Genomic DNA, 26,964 nt, shown 5'->3' with positions numbered 1-26,964 from the left:
CTGGGGCCACCCCGCCTCATTTGCATGGACCCATGACTCTGACTTCGCAGCCGATGATTCTGAGTGGGCGCGGTGTGACCGCGGTGCTCGGGCCGACCAATACCGGCAAGACCCATTATGCCATCGAGCGCATGGTCGCGCACGGGACGGGCGTGATCGGCCTGCCGCTCCGGCTGCTGGCGCGCGAGGTCTATACGCGGGTGGTCGAGAAGGTTGGCGCGCAGAATGTGGCGCTGGTGACCGGCGAGGAAAAGATTTCGCCGCCCAATGCCCGTTTTTCCGTCTGCACGGTCGAGGCGATGCCGCGCGAGACCAAGGCCGCCTTCGTCGCGATCGACGAGGTGCAGCTCGCCGGCGATCTCGAGCGCGGCCATATCTTCACCGACCGCATCCTGCATCTGCGCGGCCGCGAGGAAACGCTGCTGCTCGGCGCGGCGACGATGCGGCCGATCCTGCAGCAGCTCCTGCCCGGCATCACTATCGTCGAGCGGCCGCGGCTTTCGCATCTTTTCTATGCCGGGCAGAAGAAGATCACCCGGCTGCCGCAGCGCTCGGCCATCGTCGCCTTCTCCGCCGACGAGGTCTATGCCATCGCCGAGCTCATCCGCCGGCAGCGCGGTGGCGCGGCGGTGGTGCTCGGTGCGCTCAGCCCGCGCACCCGTAATGCGCAGGTTGCGCTCTATCAGGCGGGCGACGTCGAATATCTGGTGGCGACCGATGCGATCGGCATGGGCCTCAACCTCGATGTCGATCACGTCGCCTTTGCCCAGGACCGGAAATTCGACGGTTACCAGTTCCGCAATCTCAATCCGGGTGAACTCGGCCAGGTCGCCGGGCGCGCCGGGCGGCACGTGCGGGACGGGACCTTCGGCGTCACCGGGCAAGTCGCGCCCTTCGACGACGAGCTGGTGCAGCGCATCGAGGGGCATGAATTCGACAACGTCAAGGTTTTGCAGTGGCGGACGACGGAGATGGACTTCTCCTCTATCGCGTCGCTGCGCGCCAGCCTCGAGGCGGGTCCGCGCGTGCCGGGGCTGACGCGGGCGCTGCCTGCGGTCGACCAGCAGGCGCTGGAACAGCTATCGCGTTATCCCGAGGTCATCGATCTCGCCGACAGGCCGGCGCGCGTCGAAAAACTCTGGGAGGCTTGCGCGCTTCCCGACTATCGGCGTATCACCCCAGCACAACATGCCGATCTTATCTCGACCCTCTTTTCCGATCTCGTCCGCTATGGCACGGTGAACGAGCAGTTTCTTGCGGAGCAGGTTCATCGCTCCGATCGAACAGATGGCGAAATTGACACGCTTTCGGCGCGAATCGCGCAGATAAGAACCTGGACCTACGTTTCGAATCGGCCCGGTTGGCTTGCCGATCCGACACACTGGCAGGAAAAGACGCGGGAAATCGAAGATCGATTGTCCGACGCGTTACATGAAAGGTTGACGAAACGCTTTGTTGATCGCAGGACATCTGTGCTCATGAAGCGCCTGAGAGAGAATGCGATGCTGGAAGCTGAAATCAGTGTGAATGGCGATGTCTTCGTTGAAGGACATCATGTAGGGCAGTTGAGCGGATTCCGTTTCACGCCGGTGGCGGGAACGGACGGACCGGATGCCAAGGCGGTTCAGGCTGCGTCGCAGAAGGCGCTCGGGCTCGAGTTCGAAGCCCGCGCGGCCCGGATGCATGCCGCCGGCAACAGCGATCTGGTGATCGGTTCGGATGGGTTGATCCGTTGGCTGGGCGACCCGGTAGCGCGGCTTTCGGGCAGCGATCACATCATGCGTCCGCGCGTGATTCTGCTGGCCGACGAGCAACTGACGGGCAATGCCCGCGATCACGTTGCCGCCCGCATCGAGCGCTTCGTCAATCATCATATCAGCACGGTGCTGAAGCCGCTCGATGATCTGTCGCGCGCCGAGGACCTGCAGGGTCTCGCCAAGGGGCTTGCCTTCCAGCTCGTCGAGAATCTCGGGGTGCTCTTCCGCCGCGATGTGACCGAGGAGGTGAAGTCGCTGGATCAGGAGGCCCGCGCCTCCATGCGCCGCTATGGCGTGCGTTTCGGCGCCTATCATATCTTCGTACCCGCGCTTCTGAAGCCGGCGCCGGCCGAGCTCATCACGCTGCTCTGGGCGCTGAAGAACGACGGCCTCGACAAGCCGGGCTACGGCGATCTCATTCCGGTGCTCGCCGCCGGCCGCACCTCCGTCGTCACCGATCCGAGCTATGAGCGGATGTTCTACAAGCTCGCCGGCTTCCGTTTCCTCGGCAAGCGCGCCGTGCGCATCGACATCCTGGAACGGCTTGCCGATATCATCCGTCCGCTGCTGCAATGGAAGCCCGGTCAGAACAACCGTCCGGAGGGCGCCTATGATGGCCGCCGCTTCACGACGACGACGGCGATGCTGTCGATCCTCGGTGCGACGCTCGAGGACATGGAAGAAATCCTCAAGGGTCTCGGCTATCGCGCCGATGCCGTGAAGGCGGAAGAGGCATCAGTCCATCTTGCGGCGCAGGATGCGGCCTCCGTGCCTGCCGCCAGCGCGCAAACGCCTGCGGAAGAGACGGCCGAGAAGGCCGATCACGACGATGCCGATGGCGCCGCGGAAGAGACTGCTGCCGAGCCAGCCACAACCGAGGCGGCTTCGGCGGTCGCCGACGCGCCGGTGACGGAAGCCGTCGAAAGCACCGCTCCGGCCGAAGCGATCGAGGCAGCCGCTCCGGCGGAAGCCTCAGCCGCCGAAGAAACCTCCGCTCCTGCGGAAGCGGTATCGGCTTCCGAGGAAGCAGGACCTGCTCCTGGGGAAGCCGGCGAGCCGACGGAACCGAAGCCGGTTCTTCTGTGGCGTCTTGGCGGTCGCAACGACAATCAGCGCCAGGGGCGCGGCGGGCATGGCGAACGCCGTGGCGGCCAGGGCCAGGAGCGCGGTCAAAACCAGGAGCGCGGCGACCGCAATCGCCGGCCGGGCGGCGGTGAAGGCGGCGAGGGCAATCGCGGCGGCGACGGCCGCGACAACAATCGCCAGAACCGCGGCAAGGAAGGCGGCGGTCGCGATGGTGGCCGACCGCAGCAGGCAAGAGGCGACCGCAACAACCAACCACGGGGCGACCAGCCGCGTGGCGACCGGCAGGATCGTGGCGATCGCAAGGATCGCGGCGAGCGTAACGATCGCAACAACAATCGTGGCGGCTCGCAGCCGTTGCGCTTCGAGGCCAAGCCGCCGCGCAAGGAGAAGCCGATCGATCCGGATTCGCCTTTCGCCAAGCTCGCAGCTCTCAAGGAGCAGATGAAGAAGTAATCATGAGTGGGGAGACACAGCCGACAAGCGGTTCGCGCCAGCGCATCGACAAGTGGCTGTTCTTCGCGCGCATGGTGAAGTCGCGCTCGCTGGCGCAGAGCCATATCCAATCGGGCCATGTGCGCATCAATGGCGAGCGTTGCAGCCATCCGAGCCAGATGGTCAAGCCGGGCGACCGTATCGAGCTGACGATGGAGCGGCGCGATGTCGTTCTCGTCATGCGCCTTGCCGGCGAACGGCGGGGGCCTTACGAGGAGGCGCGGCTGCTCTACGACGACCAGTCCCCGCCGCCCGATGAGGCAAAACGTCTCACGCCCTACGAGCAGGCGATCCGGGCGACCGGCACCGGCCGTCCGACCAAAAAGGAAAGACGTGCAATCGACAGGCTGATGTCGGACGAGGATTAGAAAACTCTGTCTGCGGCGGCGGCTTTTGCAGATCGTTTATCCTTGAAATCCGGCGATAAAGCCGATAGGTCACTGACAACCTGCCGGAAGCGTGCTTGCCTCCCAAGCCTGCTCACGCTTTTCCTCCGGCACGGGGATAGGCGCGACGTTCCAGGTTGCCCGGCCCCATCCGCATGGAAATCCTGGAGTTCTTCATGACCTATGTCGTGACCGACAATTGCATCAAGTGCAAATATACCGATTGCGTGGAAGTCTGCCCTGTCGACTGCTTCTACGAGGGCGAGAATTTCCTCGTCATCCATCCCGACGAATGCATCGATTGCGGCGTCTGCGAGCCTGAATGTCCCGCCGAGGCGATCAAGCCCGATACCGAGCCGGGCCTCGACAAATGGCTGAAAATCAATACCGAATATGCCACGATCTGGCCGAATATCACGGTCAAGAAGGACCCGTTGCCCGAGGCCAAGGACATGGATGGCGAGACCGGAAAATTCGAAAAGTATTTTTCGGAGAAGCCCGGTTCCGGCGATTGAGACAGCGCCCACATCCGGTCCCGAATTCGGGCGACCGCGGCGCGAAACGTTTTAAAAGCTGCGTGAGGCATATGGGTGACATGTGTTGCCCGCATGACTCAAGCGAAGCAAATTATTGATTTCCTCATATTTTTATGATAGGTTTCGTCTACTGTTCCATTTGTGGCATAACGCATGCCCAAAACCATCACGAAAGCAAAACAAATCCGTACACGGTTTCCGTGACATATCAACGCTTTGAGCGCCGGGTCCCAAGATCGTGCGCAAGAAGTCTTTGCTTTTGCCCGATGGGACCAGAGTGAAGTCACCCGACGGATACTACCGTCTCACCCGGGCCTGACTGACCCGGCTCCGGCCGCCGCCGGAAGCGTAACAGGGAGTTTTTGAATAGAATGACGACTCAGCAGAAAAAGCCTTCTACAGCACGTCACGGCTTCAAGACCGGTGAATCAATTGTCTACCCCGCTCATGGCGTCGGTACCATCACCGCTATCGAAGAGCAAGAAGTTGCCGGCATGAAGCTCGAACTTTTCGTTATCGATTTCGAGAAGGACAAAATGCGTCTGAAGGTTCCGGTCGCGAAGGCCATGAGCATTGGTATGCGCAAGCTTTCGGAAACGGATTTCGTCGAGCGTGCTTTGAAGGTTGTGCAGGGCAAGGCGCGCGTCAAGCGCACCATGTGGTCCCGCCGCGCCCAGGAATATGATGCCAAGATCAATTCCGGCGACTTGATTTCCATCGCTGAAGTCGTGCGCGATCTCTATCGTGCCGAGAACCAGCCTGAACAGTCCTATTCCGAGCGTCAGCTTTATGAGGCTGCGCTCGACCGCATGGCGCGCGAAATCGCCGCCGTCAACAAGATGTCGGAAACCGAAGCCGTCCGCCTCGTCGAGACCAATCTCAACAAGGGTCCGAAGCGCGGCAAGGCGATCGAAGAAGACGATTCACAGGACGAAGCCGCATAAAGCGACCCTGTTTTTCTGTCAAAAAACCCGGCCTTCGAGCCGGGTTTTTTTATTGGAACTTTTTCCCGATTGCCGCGTTTATCACACGTAATTGCGGACTGCTCGTCGGGCAATGGCCTCACGGGCAAACTGCTATTCCGTCAATGTTCGATGAGGAGCGGATCATGCCTTTTCTATATTGCCCATCCGGCAAGGTGAAGAAACAGATCCTGCCCAGCCGTCTTACCGGCACATGATGAGAAATAGGGCCTCCCCCTGAAAAGTCCAGGGGCGAGGCTTTTATGCATTCAGAACCCTATTCGATCCGGACTGCGACGTTCCGGAAGGTGAGTTTTATTGTTCATTTCAGGGCGAGAGGCCTGTTTCGGGAGATTGAAATGAAGAACATGTCTGCAGATCGGCGCATGATCAAAATCGCGATGGCCGCGCCTTATCTCGCCCGCCAGGAAGAGCACGATCTCGCCACCCGTTGGAAGAATCATGACGACCGCGGTGCGCGCAACCAGATCGCCATGGCCCATATGCGCCTCGTCATATCCATGGCCGGCAAGTTCCGCAATTTCGGCTTGCCGATGAGCGATCTGGTGCAGGAGGGTTATGTCGGTCTGCTCGAGGCCGCCGCCCGCTTCGAGCCGGAACGCGACGTGCGCTTTTCCACCTATGCAAGCTGGTGGATCAGGGCGTCGATCCAGGATTATATCCTGCGCAACTGGTCGATCGTGCGCGGCGGCACGAGTTCGGCGCAAAAAGCGCTGTTCTTCAATCTGCGCCGTCTGCGCGCCAAGCTCGCCAAGGGCGACACGCAGCTGACGCTGCAATCCATTCACCAGGAAATCGCCGCGGCCCTCGGCGTCAGCCTCTCGGATGTGCAGACGATGGATGCCAGGCTCTCCGGCAATGACGCCTCGCTGCAGGCGCCTTCGGTCTCCGGCGATGCCGAGAGTGCGGAGAAGATGGACTTCCTCGTCAGCCACGATCCCCTGCCGGACGAGCAGGTGTCCAACATGATCGACGGCGAGCGCCGCCGAGTCTGGCTCGCCTCGGCGCTGAAACATCTCAACGAACGCGAGATGAAGATCATCAGCGCCCGGCGTCTGGCGGAAGACGGTGCCACGCTCGAAGAGCTCGGTGCCGATCTCGGTATTTCCAAGGAGCGCGTGCGTCAGATCGAAAGCCGGGCGATGGAGAAGCTTCGCAGCGCGCTCGTCAGCGCCGATCCACATATGGCCGCCTACGCCTGAAGCTAGAGCATTTCCGTTTTTCTTCGAATCCCGGAAATACCCTATCTCTTTGTTTTCACACAATTCCGGACGCAAAACCGCTATGCACTTTTGCTGGAATTGCTCTAAAGCGCGTCGCGCTTTCGGTTATTGTCGCAAAACCGCCGCACAGTTTTGCGCGAGATGTTTTATCCCCTCCAGCAGCACAGACTGGCCCGGCGCAAACCGGGCCTTTTTTATTCGGCGATGATCTTGACGCGATCGCCTGTTGCAACGGCTGCACCCGTGGGCAGGGCGTTGATGAGCTTGAAGAGATCGAGCTTGCGGTCTGTGCCCATCATGCGGGCGGCGAGCGTCGAGATGTTCTCACCCGGCCGGACGGTGACGACGCGGATGCGCAGCGGCTTTAGCGAGGCGGTCTCTGCCGGCGTCATGCGGCGGAAGCTCGCCCGCAGCACATTCGCCGTTGGCTCAAGGGCGCCGCTGCCTTTCGGCACGGCGGTCAGGAAACGGAAGATCTGCGAATTGTTGCGGATCACGGTCACATCGAAATCCCAGCGGTCGGCGCTGGCGCGCGCGGTGGCTGCTTCCATGCCGTTGATGGTGATGGGCTGGATGGTCGACGGGTCGAGCCCGGTCACCCAGCCGCTGGAAATATAGTTGGTGAGGCTCTGTTTCTCGTTGTCGGCGACGCCGTCGAAGCGGACTGCGATGTCGTTCGGGCCGGTGGCCATCACCGCTTCGACCTTGTTGTCGATGTGGAAATCCGGCGGCACGTCGAAGCGGATACCGAGGCCGCCATGCAGGAAGGTCTGGCCGCGCACATAGCCTTCTTCCGGGCTGTCGCCGTAGAGCAGTCCGTCTATGCCGTCGAGGTAATAGTTGCGACCCTTGTCGCCGACCGAGCCTTCCTGGCCGAAGGCGCGGGCGTGGGTGCGGGCAAGTTCGATACGCTGGGCCGAATTCGGATGGCTCGACAGGAAGTCTAGACTCTGGTCGGCTTCGGGATCAACCGACATGAAGCGGCTGTAAGCGGCCATCGAATCGAGGAACCGGGCGGCGGCATAGGGGTCGTAACCGGCTTCGCCGAGCATGCGCACGCCGATGACATCGGCCTGCAGCTCCTGCTGGCGGGAGAAGGCGGCGAGCCGCAGCTTGCCGCGGGCAAGCGCCTGCTTGCCCGCGATGTCGCTGGACAGGACCTCGGCGACGACGCGGCTGGCGATAACCTCGGCCTCTTCGCGCTTCTGCCGCTCGATGCCGTGGTTTGCCGTCACATGGCCCATTTCGTGCGACAGCACGGCAGCGACTTCCGAGGCGTCGTTGGCAAGGGCGAGCAGGCCGCGGGTGACGTAGAGATAACCGCCCGGCAGCGCGAAGGCGTTGATCGCCGGCGAATTCAGGATGGTGATGCGGTAGGACTGGCTCGGATTTTCCGACACCGCCGTCAGCGCGCCGGCGATGCGGGCGACGAGGCGCTCGGTTCTGGCGTCTTTGTATTCGCCGCCATAGCTTGCCACGATGCGCGGATGCTCACGGGCGCCCATCGCTGCGCGCGGATCGTTCTTCTGCACCTCGTCGACGATCTGTGGATTGGACGAAGGCGAAACACTGGGCTGATAGGATTGGTCGATCAGCGATTGACAGCCATTCAGCGCCATTGCGAGGGCCGAAAGCAGCATCATGCGACGCGCGAAGCGCCGCGGCGCGGAGATGGCATCACTGGAAAGCGCGGGCGATTTCCACGTCGTCAAGCTGTCCAGTCTGATTCTCCGCATCATGTCGCTGTCTTGCCGGTTTGCCGCAGATTCGGACCGACCGTGGCAAGGGGAACTCAACAGGTGCGCACCCCTGATCTCGCGCTGCACAATCGGCCGATACAAGTCGTTGCTGTAGCTGATTTACGCATCGGTTGCATAGCGAGACTTCGTTTAAATGTGGCGCCGTTGCATTTTAGCAAGCCTCAGGCATTAAGGCTTCCTTTCGCTCGGATGAAATTATGGCGAAAGTTCCGTCACAAGGCCGAGATTCGTCGACGGCGCGGAAAAAGAACGGCCCGATTGAAGCAACCGGCTCGATAGCGACAGTCCTGCGAGAAAGTTGCAACCCCTGATATAGGCATCGAGAGGAACGCCTCCCGATGAAGCATCCTCTCGCCGTAACGCTTCGACTATTCGGCAGCTTCCGCCGTCGCCGGTTGCGGCTTCGTGGTCTCGCCGGCGCGAGGCAGCTGCACGGGTTTCAGCATGATGGCGGCGGCAAGGCCGATCAGCGCAATGGCGCAGGAAGTCATGAATAGCGGCGAGAAAGCGGCGGCATAGGTATCGGCGACGGCCTGGCGACTCGCTTCGGGAAGGGCGGCCATCATTTTCGGCGTCAGTTGCTCGATATCGGCGACGCCGGGAATGGAGATGCCGACCTTGCCGAGCTCAGAGGCGATGATGGCGCCATAGATGGAAATGGCGATCGAGGCGCCGCCCATGCGCGACAGCGTCACCGAGCCGGTGGCGGCGCCGACGTCGCGGGCAAGTGCTGCATTCTGTACGCCGATGACGGGAACCTGCTGGGCAAGGCCGATGCCGATGCCGTGCAGCATCATGACCGCGCCGATGAAGGCGATCGGCGTTCCGGCGTGGATCTGCGACATCAGGGCAAAAGCGATGGCGCTGCAGGTGAGGCTTGCGATGGCGAAGGGCTTGTAGCGCCCCGTCTTCGAGATGATGCGGCCTGCGGAAAGCGACCCGCAGACGAGGCCGCCGGTGAGAAGGATGAAGAGCAGACCGGCGGCCGACGGCGAAAGGCCGGTCGTGGTCTGCAGAAAGAGGGCGAGATAATTGACCATGCCGATGGCGATGGCGCCGCCCATGATCGAGATCACCAGGAGCAGGCTGAAGGTCGAATTGCGAAACAGCTGCAGGGGAACGATCGGTTCGGGCGCGCGGCGCTCGACGAACACCCAGGTGACGGCGCAGACGACGCCGAAGGCGACGATGCCGATACTCTCAGGCGAAATCAATGCACCGAACAGTTCGCTGCTGTCGGTGGCAAGCACGATGCTTGTCGTCGTCATGGCAAGCAGAAGCGCTCCGGCATAATCAATCTTGGGGCGGCGATGCGGTTTGCGGTACGGCAGCATGAAGGCAAGGCCGGCGAGCACGATGAAGCCGATCGGCACGTTGACGAGGAAGATCGAGCGCCAGCCGAAGAGATCGCTCATTGTGCCGCCGAGCACGGGGCCGATCGCGCCCGATGCCATCAGCACGAGGCTGGAATAGCTCTGGTAGCGCGCCCGCTCGCGTGGCTCGAACAGGTCGGCGTTGACGGCGAAGATCGATACCATGATGCCGCCGCCGCCAAGACCCTGCAGCACGCGTGCGGCGATCAGCGTATTCATCGAGACCGCAAGGCCGCAGACTGTCGATCCGACGGTGAAGATCATGATCGCCGTCATCATCACGTATTTGCGACCGAACAGATCGCCGAGCTTGCCGTAGAGCGGCATGACGGCGCTCAGCGACAGGAGATAGGCCGAGCCGATCCAGCCGAAACGCTCGAGATGGCCGAATTCGCCGACGATCGTCGGCAGCGCCGTGGAGACGATCTGATTATCAAGCGTCGCCATGAACATGGCGGTCATCAGGAAGAAGAAGAGGATAAGCCGGCGACGAGGATCCGTCACGAGCGGCGCAGGCGCGAGTTGCATGTCCATGGGAGGCATCGTTCCGGGTTGAATTGTATTTATGTGCTAACAGCATATAGTTGTCAATGGCACATTAATGACATCGGCATATTCAATTTTTGAATCGGCTCTGTTATGGTCCTGTGATGAGCGACGTCCTGACCAAGACCCCTTCTGCGGAGCCGGCCGAGCCGGATCGTGAAAACGTGCCGCGTATCGGCCGGAGCATGGCGCGCATGCGGCTGATGACCGGGCGGCGGCTGATCGGCCGGCTGGCGATCCAGAGTGCTGCACCGGGCCTTGAGCTTTCGCATCTCGATGTGCTCGATGCCGTGCGCAGGGCACAGCCTGCCGGCGAGGTCACGGTCGGCATGATCGCAGAGATGCTGCGCATCGATCCGTCACGGGCAAGCCGGGTGGTGGCCGATATGGTCGGGCGCAACGTGCTGCGCCGCGAGGCCTCGCAGGCCGATGCGCGGCGGATCGTCGTCGTCATGACCGAGGTCGGCCAGGACCTGCTTGCCGAGATCGTCGCTCAGAAGCTTGCGATCATTTCCGAGATCGTTTCCGACTGGCCGCAGGAAGATGTCGAGCGCTTCGCGGTGCTTTTCGAGCGCTTCATCGGCGGCTACGAGGCGGTTTTCCTGTCGCGCGACAAGGATACACCGGGCTGAGGCAGACGCCGTCGTTCGCCGGCCCTTCCCCTCGACCCCTCGTTTGCGCTAAGGGCAATGCCCATGAGCCAATCCACCTTCACCATTCTCCTTGGCGGCGAACTCAGCCTGACGGAGCGCCTGCGCGATGCCATCGAAGACAGCCGCTTCATCGCGGCCGATGGCGGCATGCGGCATGCGGCAGCACTCGGTATTACGCCGGAGCTCTGGGTCGGTGATTTCGATTCGACACCTGATGATCTCGCGGGTGCGTTTCCCGATGTGCCGAAACAGCCCTATCCGGCCGCGAAGGCGGCGACGGACGGTGAAATCGCCGTGGCGGAGGCAATCGCGCGGGGCGCGCGGCGGCTCATCCTCGCCGGTGCGCTCGGCGGTGAACGTTCCGACCACGCGCTTCAGCATCTGCTGTCGGCCGTCAGCCTGGCGGAAGAGGGTTTCGACCTGCTGCTGACCTCGGGCAAGGAAGAGGCCGTGCCGCTGGTGGCCGGTACGATCGAACTGGACCTTCCCAAAGGCAGCCTGTTTTCCGTGCCCGGATTCAGCGAGCTGAGAGGGCTTACCATCGAGAATGCGCGTTATCCGCTGGCAGATTTCCATCTGCCTTTCGGCTCGTCGCGCACCATTTCCAATGTTGCGGAAGGCAAGGTTCGCTTTTCGCTCCGCAGCGGCCGGACAATTGTGCTCGCCCGGCCCTATGATCTTTCCGGAGTCTGATTTTTGGCCCCTCCCATTCTGAAACTCGACGATATCTTCCTGAGCTTTGGCGGTGCACCGCTTCTGGCGGGTGCTGGCCTGCAGATCGAGCCCGGTGACAAAATCTGTCTCGTCGGGCGCAACGGCTCGGGAAAATCGACGCTGCTGAAGATTGCCGCCGGCCTGGTCGAGGCGCAGTCCGGCGAAGTCTTCCGCCATCCGTCCTCGACGGTGCGTTATCTCGAACAGGCGCCGGATTTTGCCGACTTCAACACGGTGCAGGCCTATGCCGAGGCCGGCCTCGGGCCGGGCGATGACCCCTATCGTGTCACCTATCTGCTGTCGCATCTCGGGCTGAGCGGCGATGAGGACCCCAAGATGCTGTCCGGTGGCGAATCGCGGCGCGCAGCCCTTGCCCGGGTTATGGCACCGGAGCCGGACATTCTTCTGCTCGACGAACCGACCAACCATCTCGACCTGCCGACGATCGAATGGCTGGAAGGCGAGCTGCAAAAGACACGCAGCGCCTTGGTGCTGATCTCGCACGACCGGCGTTTCCTCGAAAAGGTCTCGACGGCAACCGTCTGGCTCGACCGCGGCACTTCGCGCCGGCTGGACAGAGGCTTTGCGCATTTCGAAGCCTGGCGCGACCAGGTGCTGGAGGCCGAGGAGCTGGAGCAGCACAAGCTCGGCAAGTCGATCGAGCGCGAGGAGCACTGGCTGCGCTATGGCGTCACGGCGCGGCGTAAGCGCAACATGCGCCGTCTCGGCGAGCTGCAGACGATGCGTTCGAACTATCGCGGCCACAAGGGACCGCAGGGCACGGTGCAGGCGACGGTTTCGGATGCGCAGGAATCCGGCAAGCTGGTGATCGAGGCCGACAAGATCACCAAGAGCTTCGGCGAGCGGGCAATCGTCACGCCGTTTTCGATCCGCGTGCACCGCGGCGACTGCATTGGTCTGGTCGGGCCGAACGGCGCCGGCAAGACGACGCTGCTGAAGATGCTGACCGGACAGCTTTCACCCGATAGCGGCATCGTCAAGCTCGGCACCAATCTGGAGATTGCGACACTCGACCAGAAACGCGAAGATCTCGATCCCGAGGATACGCTTGCCAACTATCTGACGGATGGGCGCGGCGAAAACCTGCTCGTCAACGGCGAGCAGCGCCATGTCACCGGCTATATGAAGGAATTTCTGTTTCAGCCGGAACAGGCGCGTACGCCGATCAGAAACCTTTCCGGCGGCGAACGCGCCCGGCTGATGCTGGCGCGTATCCTTTCGCGCCCGACGAACCTCTTGATCCTCGACGAGCCGACCAACGATCTCGATATCGAAACGCTCGATCTCCTGCAGGAGATTGTCGCCGGCTTTCCCGGCACCGTCATCCTTGTCAGCCACGACCGCGATTTCCTCGACCGCACCGTGACCTCGACGATCGCACCCGCCGTGCCGGATGCGCCTGATGGTCGCTGGATCGAATATGCCGGCGGCTACTCGGACATGCTTGTACAGCGCAAGGGCGCGCTTGAGGAGCGCAAGAGGGCCGAGAAGGCGACGGAGAAGCCGAAGACGCAGCAAGCAACAGCTTCAGGCAGCTCAAAGGTCAAGCTCTCCTTCAAGCAGAAATTCGCACTGGAAAACCTGCCAAAGGAAATGGCGAAGGCCGAAGCCGAAATCGCCAAGCGCGAGCAGGTGATGGCAGATCCCAATCTTTTCACGCGCGATCCTGCAGCCTTCAACCGGCTTGCCGGCGAGATGGAAAAACTGCGTGCCAGCCTGACTGACATGGAAGAGGAGTGGCTGGAGCTCGAAATGCTGCGGGAAGAGCTGGAAGGCTGAGATTTTCTCGAGCTGGAGGCTCACTTTTCCTTGATTCGTCAGTGTGTCGTCCTGCGGCATAAGGTGCCGTCCGGCAGCCGGGGATATTGCCGATTGCAATGGCGACAAGGAAAAGTCATATGTCTCGCAAGCCTCATTCCCGTTTTCTCACAGCACTTACTGCCGGCAGCCTCGTGGCGCTTGCCCTGTCGCAAACCGCACAGGCGCAAGACGCCCAGCGCATTCGTGTTCGCGGCGCAATCGAAACACTCAGCGGCGATACGCTCGTCGTCAAGACGCGCGAGGGCAACGATGCGACGGTCGCACTGAAAGCCGGCTGGAAGGTCGGCGGCATCAAAAAAGCTTCCATCGAGGATATCAAACCCGGCGATTTCGTCGGCGTCGCTTCGCTTCCGAAGGGCACGGGCCCGGACGGGGCGATCGAGGTGCTGATCTTTCCGGCGTCGATGAAGGGAACCGGTGAGGGCAACCGTCCCTGGGATGCGCAGCCGAACAGCCAGATGACCAACGCGACTGTCAGCAACACCGTCAAATCTGTCGACGGCCACACGATCACGCTGACCTATCAGGGCAAGGAAAAGACCATCTCGATTGCCGATGGCACGCCGATCGTGACGTTGGCGCCTGCGACCAAGGATGATCTGAAGCCCGGTGCCGGTGTCGTCATCACCGGCGAGACGGCGGCGGATGGCAGCATCTCGGCCAGCCAGATCGCCGTCGGTCTCAACGGCGTCATACCGCCGATGTGACGGATGCGCGGCATCAAAGCGCCGGCGCGGGCATGGCGGCAGCGCCGGCACTGGCGCCGGTCTGGACGACAGATGGCTGTTCCTCGGATTTTGACGGCAGCGCCTGCAGATGCAGCACGCGCGGCTTCAGCACCTCGAGATAGGCCTCGGAGCGGCCGATATAGATCATGCCGCTTTCGGGCATCGAGGTGAGCAGTTTGGCCATTGTTTCCTGAAATTCCGGCTCCATGCCTTCCAGCACTTCGTCGAAGATGATCCAGCGCGGGCGCACGAGAAGCAGCCGGGCAAATCCGATCGCTTTCTGCTGGTCGCTGTCGAGCAGCTTGTCCCAGCGGGCGCGGGTTTCGAGCCTTGCGATCAGCGAATGGAGACCAACCTTGTCGAGGGCCGCCTCGACGTCGGCTTTCTCGTAGGCTTCGGGACGTTCGGGGAAGGCCAGCGCCTCGCGCAGCGTGCCGCCGGGAACATAGGCAACCTGCGGAACGAAGAGCATGTCGTCGATCGGCGGCAGGCCTATCGTGCCGCTGCCGCAGGGCCAGAGGCCGGCCATCGCCTGGAAGAGCAGCTTGCGATTGACGCTGTGATCGCCGTTGATCATGATTTTTTCGCCGGCCTTGATCACGACATCGGTTTCACGCAGGCGGAAACCGCCGCATTCCTCGATGTCTTCGCCGATCTTGGCGACGATCACCACGTCCTTCAGCGTCAGCGTGTCGGGCGCGGCGTTTTCATAGGCGATGCTGTCCTTCAGGTCGAAGTCCTCTTCCATCTCGACCAGCGCCTGGCGGAAATCGGTGACGCGCATCAGCGTGGCGCGCCATTCGGCGATCGGGCCGAAATTGGACACATACCAGCGCAGCGCCGTGTTGACCTGGTTGAAGGCACCGACGGACATCATCAACTGGCCGAGGGTGAGACCGCCGGAGAAATAGGCGGGGGCGGCAACGATGATCGGAATGACGATCACCAGCCAGCCATAGCCGGCCGAGACCCAGGTGAGATTGGTATTGGCCATGGCAAGCCGCTTGACGACTGTCAGGACCGAGCTGATATCGGTGTTGATGCGCCGACGCTCGTTCTCCTCGCCGCGGGCGACGGTGATTGCCGGCATGTTTTCGTTGGCGTGCATCAGCGTGAAGCGAAGCTCGGCCTCTTTCGAAAAACGATCGGCATTGAGCTTCACCAGCTTGCGGCCGACGACCTGGCTCAGCACCGAGGCGGAAGCGGCATAGAAAATCGCCGCCCAGACCATGTAGCCTGGAATGGAGAAGCTATGGCCGCTGATGCGGAAGATGAAGCCGCTGGAAAGCTCCCAGAGCACGCCGATGAAGCTCACCAGGAGAATGGTCGACTGCAGCAGGCCGAGAACCAGCCCTGTCGTGCTTTCGGCGAGATTGCGGGAATCCTCGTGCAGACGCTGGTCCGGATTGACGCCGATCAGGCCGCTGGAGGCGAGCCGCAGCGCCCGCTTGCGCTTCAGCCACTGATCGACCAGATCGCGCGACAAGCCTTCGCGCATATAGAGCGCGGTCATCTGGTTCAGCCAGGCCTGCAGCACGTTGAGCAGCAGCAGCGTGCCGGCGATCATCGCGAAGATTTCGAGTTGGTGGAAGAATTCGCCGAGGTCGCGGCGCTCCAGCGAGTCGTAGAAAGGAGCATTCCACTCGTTCAGGATGACCTGGCCGTAGGATGTCGCCAGGATGACGAGGATCAGCACGGTCGCCAGAAACAGCACCTTGCCACGCACTTCCGAATTCCAGAATGCTGAGAACATGACGCCGAGGCGATATGTCAGGCTTAAATCATACCCTACCCTATCCTGCCTCCGGATGCCCGGCCTCCTCTCGATTTTATCTGCCATTACGCTTTTCCAAATCGCCCATGCCCCTATAAATAACATGGTGGCGTTACCGGTCTATCAACAGATTCTATCAGTCATTAAAGTGTGATGATGCTTGCATGAGTCTCCCCTGCATGCATTCGCCAGTTGATTCGCAATCAGACTGGGTCTAATTAAGGCCTCCGTGGTGATTTGGCCGGCCGGCTTGCAGCCACGTTAAAAAAGTCGCTAAAGGGCCGCGTGCGGACCGGTAGCGATTTTTGTCGCCGCCGGTTTTTGTTTTTGATCGAGTGACCGCAATGCCCATCAAGATCCCCGATACGCTGCCCGCCTTCGAAACCCTGGTTCAGGAGGGTGTGCGGGTGATGACCGAGACGTTGGCGATCCGTCAGGATATCCGACCGTTGCAGATCGGGCTGCTGAACCTCATGCCGAACAAGATCAAGACCGAACTGCAGATGGCCCGTCTCGTCGGCGCCTCGCCGCTGCAGGTGGAACTGTCGCTTATCCGCATCGGCGGCCACAAGGCGAAGAATACGTCCGAGGATCATCTGCTTGCCTTCTACCAGACTTGGGAAGAGGTAAAGCACCGCAAGTTCGACGGCTTCATCATCACCGGGGCGCCGATCGAGCTTTTGCCCTATGAGGACGTCACCTATTGGCCGGAGATGCAGGAGATTCTCGACTGGACGGAAACAAATGTCCATTCGACGATGAACGTCTGCTGGGGCGCGATGGCGGCGGTCTATCATTTTCACGGCGTTCCGAAATACGAGCTGAAGGAGAAGGCCTTCGGCGTCTACCGTCACCGGAACCTCAAGCCGTCCTCCATCTATCTCAACGGCTTTTCCGACAATTTCGAGGTGCCGGTGTCGCGCTGGACCGAAGTGCGTCGCGCTGATATCGAAAAATCCGAAAGCCTGGAGATCCTGATGGAGTCCAGCGAAATGGGCGTCTGCCTCGTGCACGAGAAGAGAGGCCGGCGGCTCTACATGTTCAACCATGTCGAATATGATTCCACCTCGCTTTCCGACGAGTATTTCCGCGACGTCAATGCCGGTGTGCCGATCAAGATGCCGCACAATTACTTCCCGCATAACGATCCGGCGCTTGCGCCGCAGAACCGCTGGCGCAGCCATGCGCATCTCTTGTTCGGCAACTGGATCAACGAAATTTACCAGACGACGCCCTTTGATGTGGAAGAGATCGGCACCGATCTCTGACCGTTGCCGAATCACGCCTGGAGGCGAGGCCGCCGCACCACTGCTGCGGCTTTTCTTTCTGATCCGCCGGTTGCGGATTGAAGCAAATCCGGGCAGGTTCCTGTCCTGAAGCCTACCACACCGCGCGTCTTCGTCGGACGTGCAATGCACACATTGAATCGCTGCAAATTCCTCAAATCGATTCCGAATTGAGGAATTTGCAGAAGAGATAGAATGGACGGTCGATCATGTCGGATAAGTTGGAGCGGGACGTTTTCGGGCAGACGCAGGCGGGCGAGACCGTCTATCGCGTCGAGATCAAGGGCGGCGGGCTGACGGCCAAGATCATCAGCTGGGGCGCGGTCATCCAGGATCTGCGTCTCGAGGGACATGATGCGCCGCTGCAGCTCGGCTTCGACGATTTCGACAACTATCTTCTTTATTCGTCCTATTTCGGCGCGACGCCCGGCCGCTGCGCCAACCGCGTCGGCGGCGGCAGGTTCACGCTTGACGGCAAGGACTATCAGCTCGAGCCGAATGAAAACGGCGTCACGCATCTGCATGGCGGCAGCGACAATATCGCCAAACGCAATTGGACGATCGTCGAGCATGACGTCGACCGCGTGGTGCTGAAGATCGTCGATCCCGATGGCCGCGCCGGCTATCCCGGCAATTGCACCATCCAGGCGACTTTTTGGGTGCATGGCAATGGTGAACTGTCGATCACCTACGAATCGACCAGCGACCAGCCGACGCTCGCCAATGTCTGCCAGCACGCCTATTTCAATCTCGACGGCCGCGAAGACGCGCTTGGCCATGACATCATGATCGCCGCCGATCACTATCTGCCGACCGACGAGAGACAGGTGCCGACCGGTGAGATCCGTCCCGTCGAGGGCACGGAATTCGATTTCCGCGAGATGGCGCCGATGAAGCGTTTCGTCGGCAGCGAACAAGTGTACTACGACCATAATTTCTGCCTGTCGGGCGAGCGTACCGCCAAGCGGAGCGTCGCGCTTGCCCGCAGCCTGTATTCCGGTGTGTCGCTGGAAGTGCGCAGCACGGAGCCAGGTGTGCAGTTCTATGCCGGCTTCAAGCTCGATGTCGCGGCTCCCGGCATCGGCGGGCGCAAATACGGCCCATTCGCCGGCTTCTGCCTGGAGACGCAGATCTGGCCGGATGCCATCAATCACCAAGGTTTTCCGAATGCGGTCCTGCGCCCCGGCGAAGTGCTGCGCCAGGAGACGGATTATATCTTCACCAAGAACTGAGCATCCTCCAGCGCCGCGCGTTTTTAACGCGCGGCGCTGTCGCGCACGACTGTCAAATTTGAGCGCTATGAAACCCTTGCTGGTCCGCCGGCGAGGGTTTTTTCGTTCCGCGCTCGATTCTGTCTTGCTGATTGGTTCTATATAGGTTCTATTGTGTGCCCATGGATAGAACCAGTCTGATAGCGGAACTGAACAGCCGCGGCCTGCGTGACGAGGCGCTGACCGGGCCGCTCTACAAGCGGCTGGCGCAGACGCTGACCGGCCTCATTCAGGAAGGGCTGCTGAAGCCCGGTACCGCGCTGCCGGGTGAGCGCGACCTTGCCGAGGCACTGAAGCTCGGCCGAGTCACCGTGCGCACCGCCTATCGCGATCTGATGGCATCTGGCGCACTGGAATCGCGCCACGGAAGCGGTACTTTCGTATCGAGCAGGGTGGAGCGCATGGAACAGTCGCTGTGGCGGCTTTCCTCCTTCTCCGCCGACATGCGCTCGCGCGGGCGTCTGCCGGCCGCACGGATATTGTCGCGGGCGGTCAACACGCCGTCGCCGGAGGAATCCTTCCTGCTCGGCCTCGGCGGCGACGAGCCGGTGCTGAGGCTCGACCGCTTGCGCCTTGCCGACGGCCTGCCGCTGGCGATCGAACGCGCCGTGGTGCCGATCAAGTTCCTGGGACACGATGCCGGCGGTGAGGGATCGCTCTACGATGCGCTGACGGCCAGCGGCCACAGGCCCGTGCGCGCGCTGCAGCGGCTGACGGCGGTCACGCTCGACCCGTCCTCCGCCGCGATCCTGAACGTCAAATCAGGCGCGCCGGCGCTCTTGATCGAACGTGTCTCGCGCCTGGAAGACCAGCGCGTCGTCGAATACACCCGCTCGCATTATCGCGGCGATGCTTATGATTTCGTTGCCGAATTGAGAATCGGAGATGACCTATGAATGACAACCAGTCACTGATGCTGCAGGAAGCCGGCCAATCGTCGGAGGTGGTCGCCACGCTGCTCGAAAAGGAAAAACCGGTCTTTGCCGAGATCGCCCGGCTGTTTTCGTCCGCTCGCCCGAGCGTGGTGACGACGGCGGCGCGCGGCTCCTCGGACCATGCCGCCACCTTTTTCAAATATCTCTTCGAGATCACCTGCGGCGTTCCGGTCGCCTCGGTCGGCCCGTCGATCGCTTCCGTCTATGGTGCGGCACTGCATCTGAAGGGCGGTGTCCATTTCACCGTCTCGCAGTCGGGTGCCAGCCCCGACATCGTCGCGCTGCAGGATGCGGCGAAGAAGGGCGGAGCGACGACGATCGCCGTCGTCAACGTCACCGACAGCCCGCTTGCGAGGCAGGCCGATATTGTTCTCGGTCTCAATGCCGGCGCGGAAAAGAGTGTCGCGGCGACAAAATCCTTCATCGCCTCGGTCGCCGCCCTTTCCGGCGTGACGGCTGCGATCGGCGGTGCGCCCGACCTGCAGGCCGCGCTCGGCAAGCTGCCGGAGGCACTGTCGGCGACTGCCGGGATCGATACGGCGGCAGCCGAGGACGTGCTCTTCAACGCGACCTCGCTTTATACAGCCGGCCGCGGCCCGGCCTTCGCGATCGCGCTCGAAGCGGCGTTGAAGGCAAAGGAGACCTCCGGCCTGCATGCCGAGGCCTTCTCGCTGGCGGAACTGATGCATGGCCCGATGCGCCTGGTGCAGCCGGGCTTCCCGATCGTCGCCTTTGCGCCCGACGATGCGGCCTTCGCCAACAATGTGCAGGCGCTGGAACGCCTGCAGAAACTCGGCGCCACCACCGTCGGTTTCTCGACGCAGCCGCTTTCCGGCGTCCATCTGCGCGTACCGACAACGGGCAACGGCCTCGTCGATCCGCTGGTGTCGCTGCTCGTCTATTACCGGCTGATCGAGTCGGTGACACGCCGCAAGGGCTTCGATCCCGACAAGCCGGCAAACCTGCTCAAGGTGACGGAGACGGTCTGATGGGACGCAAGATCTTCCTCGGCGCCCGCATCTTCGACGGCGAGCGCTTCCATGACGACAAAGCCCTCATCGTTGCCGGCGGCCGCGTCGAAGCGATCACTGCCAGAAATGATCTGCCGGACGGCGAGGTGGTGACGCTTGCCGGCGGTGTTCTGTCGGCCGGTTTCATCGATGCGCAGGTCAATGGCGGCGCCGGGCGGATGCTGAACGATGAGCCTTCGGCTGCCTCGATGGACATTATTGCCGGCGGGCACCGACCCTATGGCACGACGTCGCTGCTGCCGACGCTGATCACCGATACATCAGAGGCCTCCATTGCCGCCATCGAGGCGGCCAAGGAGGCAGTGAAAATGAACCGCGGTGTCGCCGGCCTGCATCTCGAAGGCCCGCATCTGGCGCCTGCGCGCAAGGGCGCGCATCTGGCCGAACTGATGCGGCCGGTGGAGGACCGCGATGTCCAGGCCTTCATCCGGGTGCGCGAGGCGATCGGTACGCTGCTCGTCACCGTGGCCGCCGAGCAGGTGACGGTTGCCCAGGTGCGCGAGCTTGCGGAAGCCGGCGTCATCGTCAGCATCGGCCATTCCGATTGTTCGAGCGAGGCGGCGGAAGAACGTTTCGACGCCGGCGCGCGAGGCGTCACGCATCTCTTCAACGCCATGAGCCAGTTGGGACACCGTGCGCCCGGTCTCGTCGGCGCGGCGATCGATCATCCCTCGACCTGGTGCGGCATTATCGCCGACGGCCATCATGTCGATCCGAAGGCCCTGCGCACGGCGCTGCGCGCCAAACGCGGCGAAGGCAAGCTGTTTTTCGTCACCGACGCGATGTCGCTCGTCGGATCGGAGAAGGATTCGTTCACGCTGAACGGGCGCACCGTCCGGCGCGAAAGGGGCGGCTTCTGCTCGAAGCTGGTGCTGTCCGACGGCACGCTGGCCGGTTCCGATGTCGACATGATCTCGACGATCCGTTACGGCGTCACCTATCTCGACCTGACGCTCGCCGAGGCTTTGCGCATGGCGACCCTTTATCCGGCCCGGTTCCTCAGGCTTGGCGATCGCGGCCATCTCTCGCCGGGCGCGCGTGCCGATCTGGTGCATCTCACCGATGCGCTTGCCGTCACCGCCACCTGGCTCAGCGGCGAAGCGACCTGAAATCAAGGATAAGCCGGATGACTGATATCACCGATGCCTATTTCTCAAACCTTATCGGTCGGCTGGAAGAACTCAAGCAGACGCTTGCCCAGCCGATGGCGCAGGCAGCATCTGTCATCCTCGATGCTGCCCGCGGTGACAAGCGCGTCTATGTCTTCGGCACCGGCCATTCGCATATGCTGGCGGAAGAGGTGCATTATCGTGCCGGCGGGCTCGCCTTCACCGTGCCGGTGCTCGTCGGCTCGGCCATGCTGCATGAGGGTGCGGTCATCAGTTCGGTCTATGAGCGCACGCAAGGCCTGGTGCGGCCGATGCTGGAGCGTTACGGCATGCAGCCGGGCGATGTCATCATCATCGCCTCCAATTCGGGCGTGAACGCCGCGCCGATCGAGGCCGCCGACTATGCGCGCGAAATCGGCGCAAAGGTGATTGCCATCACCTCGATCGCCTACTCCTCAGCGATCGCCAATGGCCGCCGACGGCTCGCCGACGTGGCCGATGTGGTGCTCGACAACGGGCTGCCACCGGGTGACGCCGTTCTCGATCTCGAAGGCACGGGGCTTCGGGTTGGGCCAGTCTCGACAGCAGTCGGGGTGACGGTCATCAATGCGATCTTCGCAGACGTCGCCTCGGAGCTTTCGAAATCCGGCGATGCGCCAGTTTATCTCAGTGCCAACATGCCGGGCGCCGCTGAGATCAACCAGAAGCTCGTCAAGAAATACCGTCCGCGCAACCCGCATCTCTAAAGCATGTCGCGCAAAAGTGTGCCGCGGTTTTGCGATAATGGCATGCGTAAAACAAAGAGCTAAAGCGTCAGGAGCGAATCTGAAAGATTGCGACGCGCTTTAGATGCATGATGCCGAAAAGTGTGAGCGGTTTTCGGCATCATGAGACGGCGGATACAAAAAAGGCCGGCGTGAGCCGGCCTCTTCGATAGGCTGAAACCAGGATCAGTCCTTGGCGCGTTCGACGTAGGAATTGTCTTCCGTGGCGATGACGACGCGGGTGCCGGCATTGATGTGCGGCGGCACCATGGCGCGTACGCCGTTCGACAAAATCGCCGGCTTGTAGGAGGACGATGCCGTCTGGCCCTTGACGACCGGTTCCGTCTCCATGATTTCGAGCGTGACGTGGCGCGGCATCTGGATCGCCAGCGCAATGCCTTCATGCATTGACAGAACGCAGGTCATGCCTTCCTGCAGATAAGCCTTGTCGTCCCCCATCGTGTCGACATCGACGACGACCTGATCGTAGTTTTGAGGGTTCATGAAGTGAAAGCCTTCGCCGTCCTCGTAGAGGAATTGATGGTTCACGTCCTCGACGAAGGCGCGCTCGACCTGTTCGGTGGTGCGCCAGCGCTCGGAAACCTTCACGCCGTCGACGATGCGGCGCATGTCGACCTGGGTGACCGGCGTGCCCTTGCCCGGATGAAAGTTCTGGGCCGTGAGAACGACATAGAGCTTGCCGTCGACATCGAGAACGTTGCCCTTGCGGACCGAAGAGGCGATGACCTTGACCATAAGACTTCCTTGTAACTCGGCTTTCGGCGTCGTAGATGACTGTCGAGACGCTCCGAAGACGCAAATGTTTTTCTTTGGGGCGCAACTAACCTAAAATCCGGGAAATAGCCACCCCCCATACCGGCCTCTCCGGCGAAGAAAGCTTGGAATGAACTCTTCGGCGAAAGCGTCCCCCTGGTGGACCCCGTCCGTGCATGCCGACCGCCGTCCGTTCCTGATCGGACGCAATGCGATCCAGGCGGCGTTGCGCGGGTTTTTCGCGCGCGAGGATTTCATCGAGGTGGATACGGCGGTGCTGCAGGTCTCTCCCGGCAACGAGGCGCATCTGCATGCCTTCGCGACGGAAGCGCTGACGACGGATGGGCAAAAGGCGCCGTTCTACCTGCATACCTCGCCGGAATTCGCCTGCAAGAAGCTGCTTGCGGCGGGCGAGGAGCGCATCTCGTGTTTTGCGCATGTCTATCGCAACCGAGAGCGCGGACCGCTGCACCATCCCGAGTTCACCATGCTCGAATGGTATCGGGCCGGTGAAGGCTACGAGAGCCTGATGATGGATTGCGTGCGGATCCTGGCGCTGGCGACTGAGACGGCGAAGACCGGGAAGCTTGCCTATCGCGGCGCCGAGAGCGATCCCTTCGCGGGGCCGGAGCGGATCAGCGTTGCCGAAGCGTTCGAGCGTCATGCCGGCGTCGATCTTCTCGCCTCGGTCGCCGCCGACGGTTCGACCGACCGCGACCATCTGGCCGCCGAGATGAAGCGCGTCGGCATGCGTGTTGCCGATGACGACGGCTGGGCCGATCTCTTCAGCCGGGTGCTGGTCGAAAAGATCGAGCCGCGTCTCGGTTTCGGCCGCATCACCATCCTCGACGAATATCCGATCTCGGAGGCAGCCCTTGCGCGTCGCTCGGCACGCGATCCGAGGGTCGCCGAGCGTTTCGAGCTCTATGCCTGCGGCGTCGAGCTTGCGAACGGTTTCGGTGAACTCACCAACGCTGCCGAACAGCGGCGACGGTTCGGGATCGAGATGGCCGAGAAGGCGCGGGTCTACGGCGAGACCTATCCGATCGACGAGGATTTCCTCGCCGCACTGTCGCTGATGCCTGAGGCAAGCGGTATCGCGCTCGGCTTCGACCGGTTGGTGATGCTGACGACGGGAGCATCACGCATCGACCAGGTGCTCTGGGCGCCGGTGGCGGAGGTTGGAAGATGAATGTCGTCAAACCGATCAAGAGCGTCGACGATCTTGTGAAGGCGGGGCTGGTCGCGCCTGCCGATCGCGCAACGCTCGAGGAGGTGGCGGCGCGTTACGCGGTTGCGCTGACGCCTGCGATCAGCAAGCTCATCGATCGAGCCGATCCCGATGATCCGATCGCACGGCAATTCGTGCCCGATGCAGCCGAACTTACAATCGCCCCGGAAGAACGTGCCGATCCGATCGGCGATCATGCCCACAGCCCCGTCGAAGGCATCGTTCACCGTTATCCCGATCGTATCTTGCTCAAGGCCGTGCATGTCTGCCCGGTCTATTGCCGCTTCTGCTTCCGGCGCGAAATGGTGGGGCCGCAGGGCCTCGGCACGCTCGATGCGGCGGCGATGCAGGCCGCTTTCGATTATATCCGAGGTCATGAGGAAATCTGGGAGGTCATCCTCACCGGCGGCGATCCGCTGGTGCTTTCTCCGCGCCGGCTCGGCGAGATCATGGAGGCGCTTGCCGGCGTCGCGCATGTCAAGATCATCAGGTTCCATACGCGTGTTCCGGTCGTCGATCCCGAGAAGATCGATGCGGCGCTGATCGCCGCGCTGAAGGCGAGCGGCAAGACGGTGTATGTGGCGTTGCACGCCAATCATCCGCGCGAACTGACGCCGGAAGCGCGGGCCGCCTGCGGCCGCCTCGTCGATGCCGGCATCGCCATGGTCAGCCAGTCGGTGCTGCTCAAGGGTGTCAATGACGATCCAGACGTGCTCGCGATGCTGATGCGGGCCTTCGTCGAAACCCGCGTCAAACCCTATTACCTCCATCATCCGGATCTGGCGCCCGGCACCAGCCATTTCAGAGTGACGATCGAGGCGGGGCAGGAGATCGTCGCGGCGCTGCGCGGGCGGATTTCCGGTCTCTGCCAGCCGGCATACATCCTCGATATCCCAGGCGGTCACGGCAAGGCCGTCGTCACTGGGAGTGCGATCCGTGCGACAGGCGACGGATGTTATTCCGTCACCGATTATCGCGGCGGCGAGCATTCCTATCCACCGGCCGGTTGAGACAAACGCGGCGTTTTGCGTGTCATTTCTGTACTCGCCACGCCAGAAACCAGACTGTGTCGCAGTATCGAAATTATCTTAAGTCATTGATATAAGGTGGTTGTTTACGACGGCGCGGGAATGATCGCTAAAATCCTAACTATGAGCCTCAGTCATATTTAACTCAATAAATTAGCGGAATGTTCTGTTTTCCGCACTAAAAGAACGCTCATGACAAGGCGATGAACGCCGGATCGGGATCATGAGAATCTTGGAGTGATGGGATGAATAAGGCAATCCGCGACCTCGTAGCCAAATTCGGCAAGCTTCCTGGGCCGATCGATCAGGTCGCCGACGACGCCGATCTTTATGCGGCAGGTTTGACGTCCTTTGCTTCTGTGCAGTTGATGCTTGGCCTCGAAGAGGCCTTCGACATCGAATTTCCCGACAATCTCCTGAACCGCAAATCCTTCGCGAGCATCTCGGCCATCGCCAGGACCGTCGATCTCATCCGGGACGGCCGGAAGGTCGCCTGATGAATTTCCCTGTCAAGATCATGCAGGACGGTCTTGTCACAAGGGTGGCCCGCGTCGCCGAAATTGCGGCGAAACACGCGGATACCGTTGATGCCGAAGCCCGTTTCCCTCGGGAAGCCGTCGATGCGATGAAGGCCGAAAGGCTGCTCGGCATCCAGGTGCCGCGCCATCTCGGCGGCGAATCCGCCTCGATCACCGAGATCGCCGAATTGTGCTCGATGCTCGGCCAGGCCTGCGCTGCAAGCGCCATGGTCTTCGCCATGCACCACATCAAGCTGTCGAGCCTCGTTGAACACGGCGCCGACAGCGAATGGCATCGCGGTTTCATGCGCCGCATCGCCGCCGAGCAGCTGCTGATCGCATCCGCCACCACCGAAGGCGGTATCGGCGGAAATCTGCGCAACAGCATCTGTGCGGTCGAGGTCGATGGCGACACGTGCCGTCTCGAAAAGGATGCGACTGTCATTTCCTACGGCTCGCACGCCGACGCCATTCTCATCACCTCGCGTGCCCACGCGCAGGCGGCTTCCTCCGATCAGGTGCTGACGGCCTTCCTCAAGGACCAGTACACGCTCGAGAAAACGCATGTCTGGAATACGCTCGGCATGCGCGGCACCTGTTCCGACGGCTTCCTGTTCAAGGGCGAAGCGCCGGCTTGCCAGATCCTGCCGAAGCCTTTCGCGGAGATCGCGGCGCAGTCCATGCTTGCCTCCTCGCACCTCTTGTGGAGCGGCGTCTGGTACGGCATCGCCGTCGACGCCGTTGTGCGCGCCCAGGCTTTTGTGCGTGCCGCAGCCCGCAGGGCGCCGGATGCCCAGCCGCCAGGCGCGCTGCGCCTCGCCGAGGTTTCGAACCTGCTGCAGATGGTGAAATCCAACGTGGTTGCCGGCCTCAAGGCCTATGAGGATGCCAAGGCCGATGCCGACAGGCTGTCTTCGATGGGATTTGCGGTGGCGATGAACAACGTCAAGATCGCTTCGTCCGAGACGATCCTGGAGATCGTCAACCATGCGATGCTGATCTGCGGCATCATGGGCTACAAGAACGGCACGCCCTTCAGCCTCGGACGCCATCTGCGCGACGCGCATTCCGCACAGCTCATGATTTCGAATGACCGCATCCTCGGCAACACGTCGAGCATGCTTCTTGTCCATAAACAGGACACTAGCCTACTGGGGTGACAGT

General features: G+C 61.8%; 23 protein-coding genes and 1 riboswitch. Of the genes, 19 read left to right on the top strand and 4 right to left on the bottom strand.

Annotation, left to right across the window (positions count from 1 at the left end; translation table 11 throughout):
- The first annotated feature begins 32 nt into the window (after positions 1-32).
- From BS630_RS14085 to BS630_RS14065, 5 genes are all read left to right on the top strand, one after another.
- Positions 33-3,296 (top strand): helicase-related protein, encoded by a 3,264-nt coding sequence (locus BS630_RS14085; protein WP_077977935.1) that lies wholly within the window; start codon positions 33-35, stop codon positions 3,294-3,296.
- Between the two features lie 2 nt (positions 3,297-3,298).
- On the top strand, positions 3,299-3,703 hold the full coding sequence (locus tag BS630_RS14080; protein WP_017962526.1) for an RNA-binding S4 domain-containing protein: 405 nt from the start codon (positions 3,299-3,301) through the stop codon (positions 3,701-3,703).
- Between the two features lie 194 nt (positions 3,704-3,897).
- Positions 3,898-4,236 (top strand): ferredoxin FdxA, encoded by a 339-nt coding sequence (gene fdxA / locus BS630_RS14075; RefSeq protein WP_003543777.1) that lies wholly within the window; start codon positions 3,898-3,900, stop codon positions 4,234-4,236.
- A 392-nt stretch (positions 4,237-4,628) separates the two neighbouring features.
- Positions 4,629-5,201: a CarD family transcriptional regulator gene (locus BS630_RS14070; protein WP_003543775.1), complete on the top strand. Its 573-nt coding sequence runs from the start codon at positions 4,629-4,631 to the stop codon at positions 5,199-5,201.
- Between the two features lie 377 nt (positions 5,202-5,578).
- Positions 5,579-6,442 (top strand): RNA polymerase factor sigma-32, encoded by an 864-nt coding sequence (locus BS630_RS14065; RefSeq protein WP_077977934.1) that lies wholly within the window; start codon positions 5,579-5,581, stop codon positions 6,440-6,442.
- Between the two features lie 215 nt (positions 6,443-6,657).
- On the opposite strand, the gene BS630_RS14060 is transcribed toward BS630_RS14065, so the two are convergent.
- Entirely contained in the window at positions 6,658-8,202 is a 1,545-nt protein-coding gene (locus BS630_RS14060) for a M48 family metalloprotease (RefSeq protein WP_077977933.1), read from the bottom strand.
- Positions 8,203-8,591: 389 nt separating this feature from the next.
- Positions 8,592-10,130: an MDR family MFS transporter gene (locus BS630_RS14055; protein ID WP_077977932.1), complete on the bottom strand. Its 1,539-nt coding sequence runs from the start codon at positions 10,128-10,130 to the stop codon at positions 8,592-8,594.
- A gap of 116 nt (positions 10,131-10,246) precedes the next feature.
- On the opposite strand from BS630_RS14055, the gene BS630_RS14050 reads away from it, so the two are divergent.
- The 4 genes from BS630_RS14050 (at position 10,247) to BS630_RS14035 (ending at position 14,058) form a co-directional block, all read left to right on the top strand.
- Positions 10,247-10,774, top strand: a complete 528-nt coding sequence (locus BS630_RS14050) for a MarR family winged helix-turn-helix transcriptional regulator (protein WP_077977931.1) — start codon at positions 10,247-10,249, stop codon at positions 10,772-10,774.
- A 57-nt stretch (positions 10,775-10,831) separates the two neighbouring features.
- Positions 10,832-11,488 carry a thiamine diphosphokinase gene (locus tag BS630_RS14045; protein ID WP_025396406.1) on the top strand — a complete coding sequence of 219 codons (657 nt, stop codon included), beginning with the start codon at positions 10,832-10,834 and terminating at the stop codon, positions 11,486-11,488.
- Between the two features lie 3 nt (positions 11,489-11,491).
- Positions 11,492-13,309, top strand: a complete 1,818-nt coding sequence (locus BS630_RS14040) for an ABC-F family ATP-binding cassette domain-containing protein (RefSeq protein ID WP_077977930.1) — start codon at positions 11,492-11,494, stop codon at positions 13,307-13,309.
- A 119-nt stretch (positions 13,310-13,428) separates the two neighbouring features.
- The gene (locus BS630_RS14035; RefSeq protein ID WP_077977929.1) at positions 13,429-14,058 is read left to right on the top strand and encodes a hypothetical protein; all 630 of its coding nucleotides are present in this window, start codon (positions 13,429-13,431) and stop codon (positions 14,056-14,058) included.
- Positions 14,059-14,071: 13 nt separating this feature from the next.
- Here the strand turns inward: BS630_RS14035 and BS630_RS14030 are convergent, their stop codons facing one another.
- Complete coding sequence (locus tag BS630_RS14030) at positions 14,072-15,958, bottom strand: ABC transporter ATP-binding protein/permease (RefSeq protein WP_183594557.1); 1,887 nt, start codon at positions 15,956-15,958, stop codon at positions 14,072-14,074.
- Between the two features lie 114 nt (positions 15,959-16,072).
- Positions 16,073-16,150, top strand: a riboswitch (SAM riboswitch).
- Positions 16,151-16,197: 47 nt separating this feature from the next.
- Between BS630_RS14030 and metA the strand changes: the two genes are divergently transcribed.
- The 6 genes from metA (at position 16,198) to BS630_RS14000 (ending at position 22,231) form a co-directional block, all read left to right on the top strand.
- Positions 16,198-17,121: a homoserine O-acetyltransferase MetA gene (gene metA / locus BS630_RS14025; protein ID WP_003543755.1), complete on the top strand. Its 924-nt coding sequence runs from the start codon at positions 16,198-16,200 to the stop codon at positions 17,119-17,121.
- A 227-nt stretch (positions 17,122-17,348) separates the two neighbouring features.
- The gene (locus tag BS630_RS14020) at positions 17,349-18,371 is read left to right on the top strand and encodes an aldose epimerase family protein (RefSeq protein ID WP_077977927.1); all 1,023 of its coding nucleotides are present in this window, start codon (positions 17,349-17,351) and stop codon (positions 18,369-18,371) included.
- Positions 18,372-18,532: 161 nt separating this feature from the next.
- Positions 18,533-19,306 carry a GntR family transcriptional regulator gene (locus tag BS630_RS14015; protein WP_003543751.1) on the top strand — a complete coding sequence of 258 codons (774 nt, stop codon included), beginning with the start codon at positions 18,533-18,535 and terminating at the stop codon, positions 19,304-19,306.
- Positions 19,303-20,334 carry an SIS domain-containing protein gene (locus tag BS630_RS14010; RefSeq protein WP_077977926.1) on the top strand — a complete coding sequence of 344 codons (1,032 nt, stop codon included), beginning with the start codon at positions 19,303-19,305 and terminating at the stop codon, positions 20,332-20,334. Before BS630_RS14015 ends, BS630_RS14010 begins: the two co-directional genes overlap by 4 nt.
- A complete protein-coding gene (gene nagA / locus BS630_RS14005; protein WP_077977925.1) occupies positions 20,334-21,485 on the top strand; it encodes an N-acetylglucosamine-6-phosphate deacetylase in 1,152 nt (383 codons plus the stop codon). Before BS630_RS14010 ends, nagA begins: the two co-directional genes overlap by 1 nt.
- Before the next feature lie 17 nt (positions 21,486-21,502).
- Positions 21,503-22,231, top strand: coding sequence for an SIS domain-containing protein (locus BS630_RS14000; RefSeq protein ID WP_077977924.1), 729 nt, complete (start codon positions 21,503-21,505; stop codon positions 22,229-22,231).
- A gap of 204 nt (positions 22,232-22,435) precedes the next feature.
- Here BS630_RS14000 and efp read toward each other — a convergent pair whose 3' ends face one another.
- A complete protein-coding gene (gene efp, locus BS630_RS13995) occupies positions 22,436-23,005 on the bottom strand; it encodes an elongation factor P (RefSeq protein ID WP_017962511.1) in 570 nt (189 codons plus the stop codon).
- A gap of 148 nt (positions 23,006-23,153) precedes the next feature.
- Between efp and epmA the strand changes: the two genes are divergently transcribed.
- From epmA to BS630_RS13975, 4 genes are all read left to right on the top strand, one after another.
- A complete protein-coding gene (gene epmA, locus BS630_RS13990) occupies positions 23,154-24,215 on the top strand; it encodes an EF-P lysine aminoacylase EpmA (protein ID WP_077977923.1) in 1,062 nt (353 codons plus the stop codon).
- Positions 24,212-25,264 (top strand): lysine-2,3-aminomutase-like protein, encoded by a 1,053-nt coding sequence (locus BS630_RS13985; RefSeq protein ID WP_077977922.1) that lies wholly within the window; start codon positions 24,212-24,214, stop codon positions 25,262-25,264. The genes epmA and BS630_RS13985 overlap by 4 nt, the downstream gene beginning before the upstream one ends.
- A 263-nt stretch (positions 25,265-25,527) precedes the next feature.
- On the top strand, positions 25,528-25,779 hold the full coding sequence (locus BS630_RS13980; protein ID WP_025396395.1) for an acyl carrier protein: 252 nt from the start codon (positions 25,528-25,530) through the stop codon (positions 25,777-25,779).
- Entirely contained in the window at positions 25,779-26,960 is a 1,182-nt protein-coding gene (locus BS630_RS13975) for an acyl-CoA dehydrogenase family protein (RefSeq protein WP_025396394.1), read from the top strand. The genes BS630_RS13980 and BS630_RS13975 overlap by 1 nt, the downstream gene beginning before the upstream one ends.
- Positions 26,961-26,964 lie beyond the last annotated feature (4 nt).

Origin of the sequence: Rhizobium laguerreae (assembly GCF_002008165.1) — a bacterium.
Classification (GTDB): domain Bacteria; phylum Pseudomonadota; class Alphaproteobacteria; order Rhizobiales; family Rhizobiaceae; genus Rhizobium; species Rhizobium laguerreae.
Note: the sequence above shows the minus strand (reverse complement) of the source record. Positions and strands in the feature narration are given on the sequence as shown.

What these genes read in the sequence shown, in the direction of transcription:
- BS630_RS14085 (WP_077977935.1), top strand. Translation starts at nt 33, where the DNA reads ATGACTCTGACTTCGCAGCCGATGATTCTGAGTGGGCGCGGTGTGACC.
- BS630_RS14080 (WP_017962526.1), top strand. Translation starts at nt 3,299, where the DNA reads ATGAGTGGGGAGACACAGCCGACAAGCGGTTCGCGCCAGCGCATCGAC.
- fdxA (WP_003543777.1), top strand. Translation starts at nt 3,898, where the DNA reads ATGACCTATGTCGTGACCGACAATTGCATCAAGTGCAAATATACCGAT.
- BS630_RS14070 (WP_003543775.1), top strand. Translation starts at nt 4,629, where the DNA reads ATGACGACTCAGCAGAAAAAGCCTTCTACAGCACGTCACGGCTTCAAG.
- BS630_RS14065 (WP_077977934.1), top strand. Translation starts at nt 5,579, where the DNA reads ATGAAGAACATGTCTGCAGATCGGCGCATGATCAAAATCGCGATGGCC.
- BS630_RS14060 (WP_077977933.1), bottom strand. Translation starts at nt 8,202, where the DNA reads ATGATGCGGAGAATCAGACTGGACAGCTTGACGACGTGGAAATCGCCC.
- BS630_RS14055 (WP_077977932.1), bottom strand. Translation starts at nt 10,130, where the DNA reads ATGGACATGCAACTCGCGCCTGCGCCGCTCGTGACGGATCCTCGTCGC.
- BS630_RS14050 (WP_077977931.1), top strand. Translation starts at nt 10,247, where the DNA reads ATGAGCGACGTCCTGACCAAGACCCCTTCTGCGGAGCCGGCCGAGCCG.
- BS630_RS14045 (WP_025396406.1), top strand. Translation starts at nt 10,832, where the DNA reads ATGCCCATGAGCCAATCCACCTTCACCATTCTCCTTGGCGGCGAACTC.
- BS630_RS14035 (WP_077977929.1), top strand. Translation starts at nt 13,429, where the DNA reads ATGTCTCGCAAGCCTCATTCCCGTTTTCTCACAGCACTTACTGCCGGC.
- BS630_RS14030 (WP_183594557.1), bottom strand. Translation starts at nt 15,958, where the DNA reads ATGTTATTTATAGGGGCATGGGCGATTTGGAAAAGCGTAATGGCAGAT.
- metA (WP_003543755.1), top strand. Translation starts at nt 16,198, where the DNA reads ATGCCCATCAAGATCCCCGATACGCTGCCCGCCTTCGAAACCCTGGTT.
- BS630_RS14020 (WP_077977927.1), top strand. Translation starts at nt 17,349, where the DNA reads ATGTCGGATAAGTTGGAGCGGGACGTTTTCGGGCAGACGCAGGCGGGC.
- BS630_RS14015 (WP_003543751.1), top strand. Translation starts at nt 18,533, where the DNA reads ATGGATAGAACCAGTCTGATAGCGGAACTGAACAGCCGCGGCCTGCGT.
- BS630_RS14010 (WP_077977926.1), top strand. Translation starts at nt 19,303, where the DNA reads ATGAATGACAACCAGTCACTGATGCTGCAGGAAGCCGGCCAATCGTCG.
- nagA (WP_077977925.1), top strand. Translation starts at nt 20,334, where the DNA reads ATGGGACGCAAGATCTTCCTCGGCGCCCGCATCTTCGACGGCGAGCGC.
- BS630_RS14000 (WP_077977924.1), top strand. Translation starts at nt 21,503, where the DNA reads ATGACTGATATCACCGATGCCTATTTCTCAAACCTTATCGGTCGGCTG.
- efp (WP_017962511.1), bottom strand. Translation starts at nt 23,005, where the DNA reads ATGGTCAAGGTCATCGCCTCTTCGGTCCGCAAGGGCAACGTTCTCGAT.
- epmA (WP_077977923.1), top strand. Translation starts at nt 23,154, where the DNA reads ATGAACTCTTCGGCGAAAGCGTCCCCCTGGTGGACCCCGTCCGTGCAT.
- BS630_RS13985 (WP_077977922.1), top strand. Translation starts at nt 24,212, where the DNA reads ATGAATGTCGTCAAACCGATCAAGAGCGTCGACGATCTTGTGAAGGCG.
- BS630_RS13980 (WP_025396395.1), top strand. Translation starts at nt 25,528, where the DNA reads ATGAATAAGGCAATCCGCGACCTCGTAGCCAAATTCGGCAAGCTTCCT.
- BS630_RS13975 (WP_025396394.1), top strand. Translation starts at nt 25,779, where the DNA reads ATGAATTTCCCTGTCAAGATCATGCAGGACGGTCTTGTCACAAGGGTG.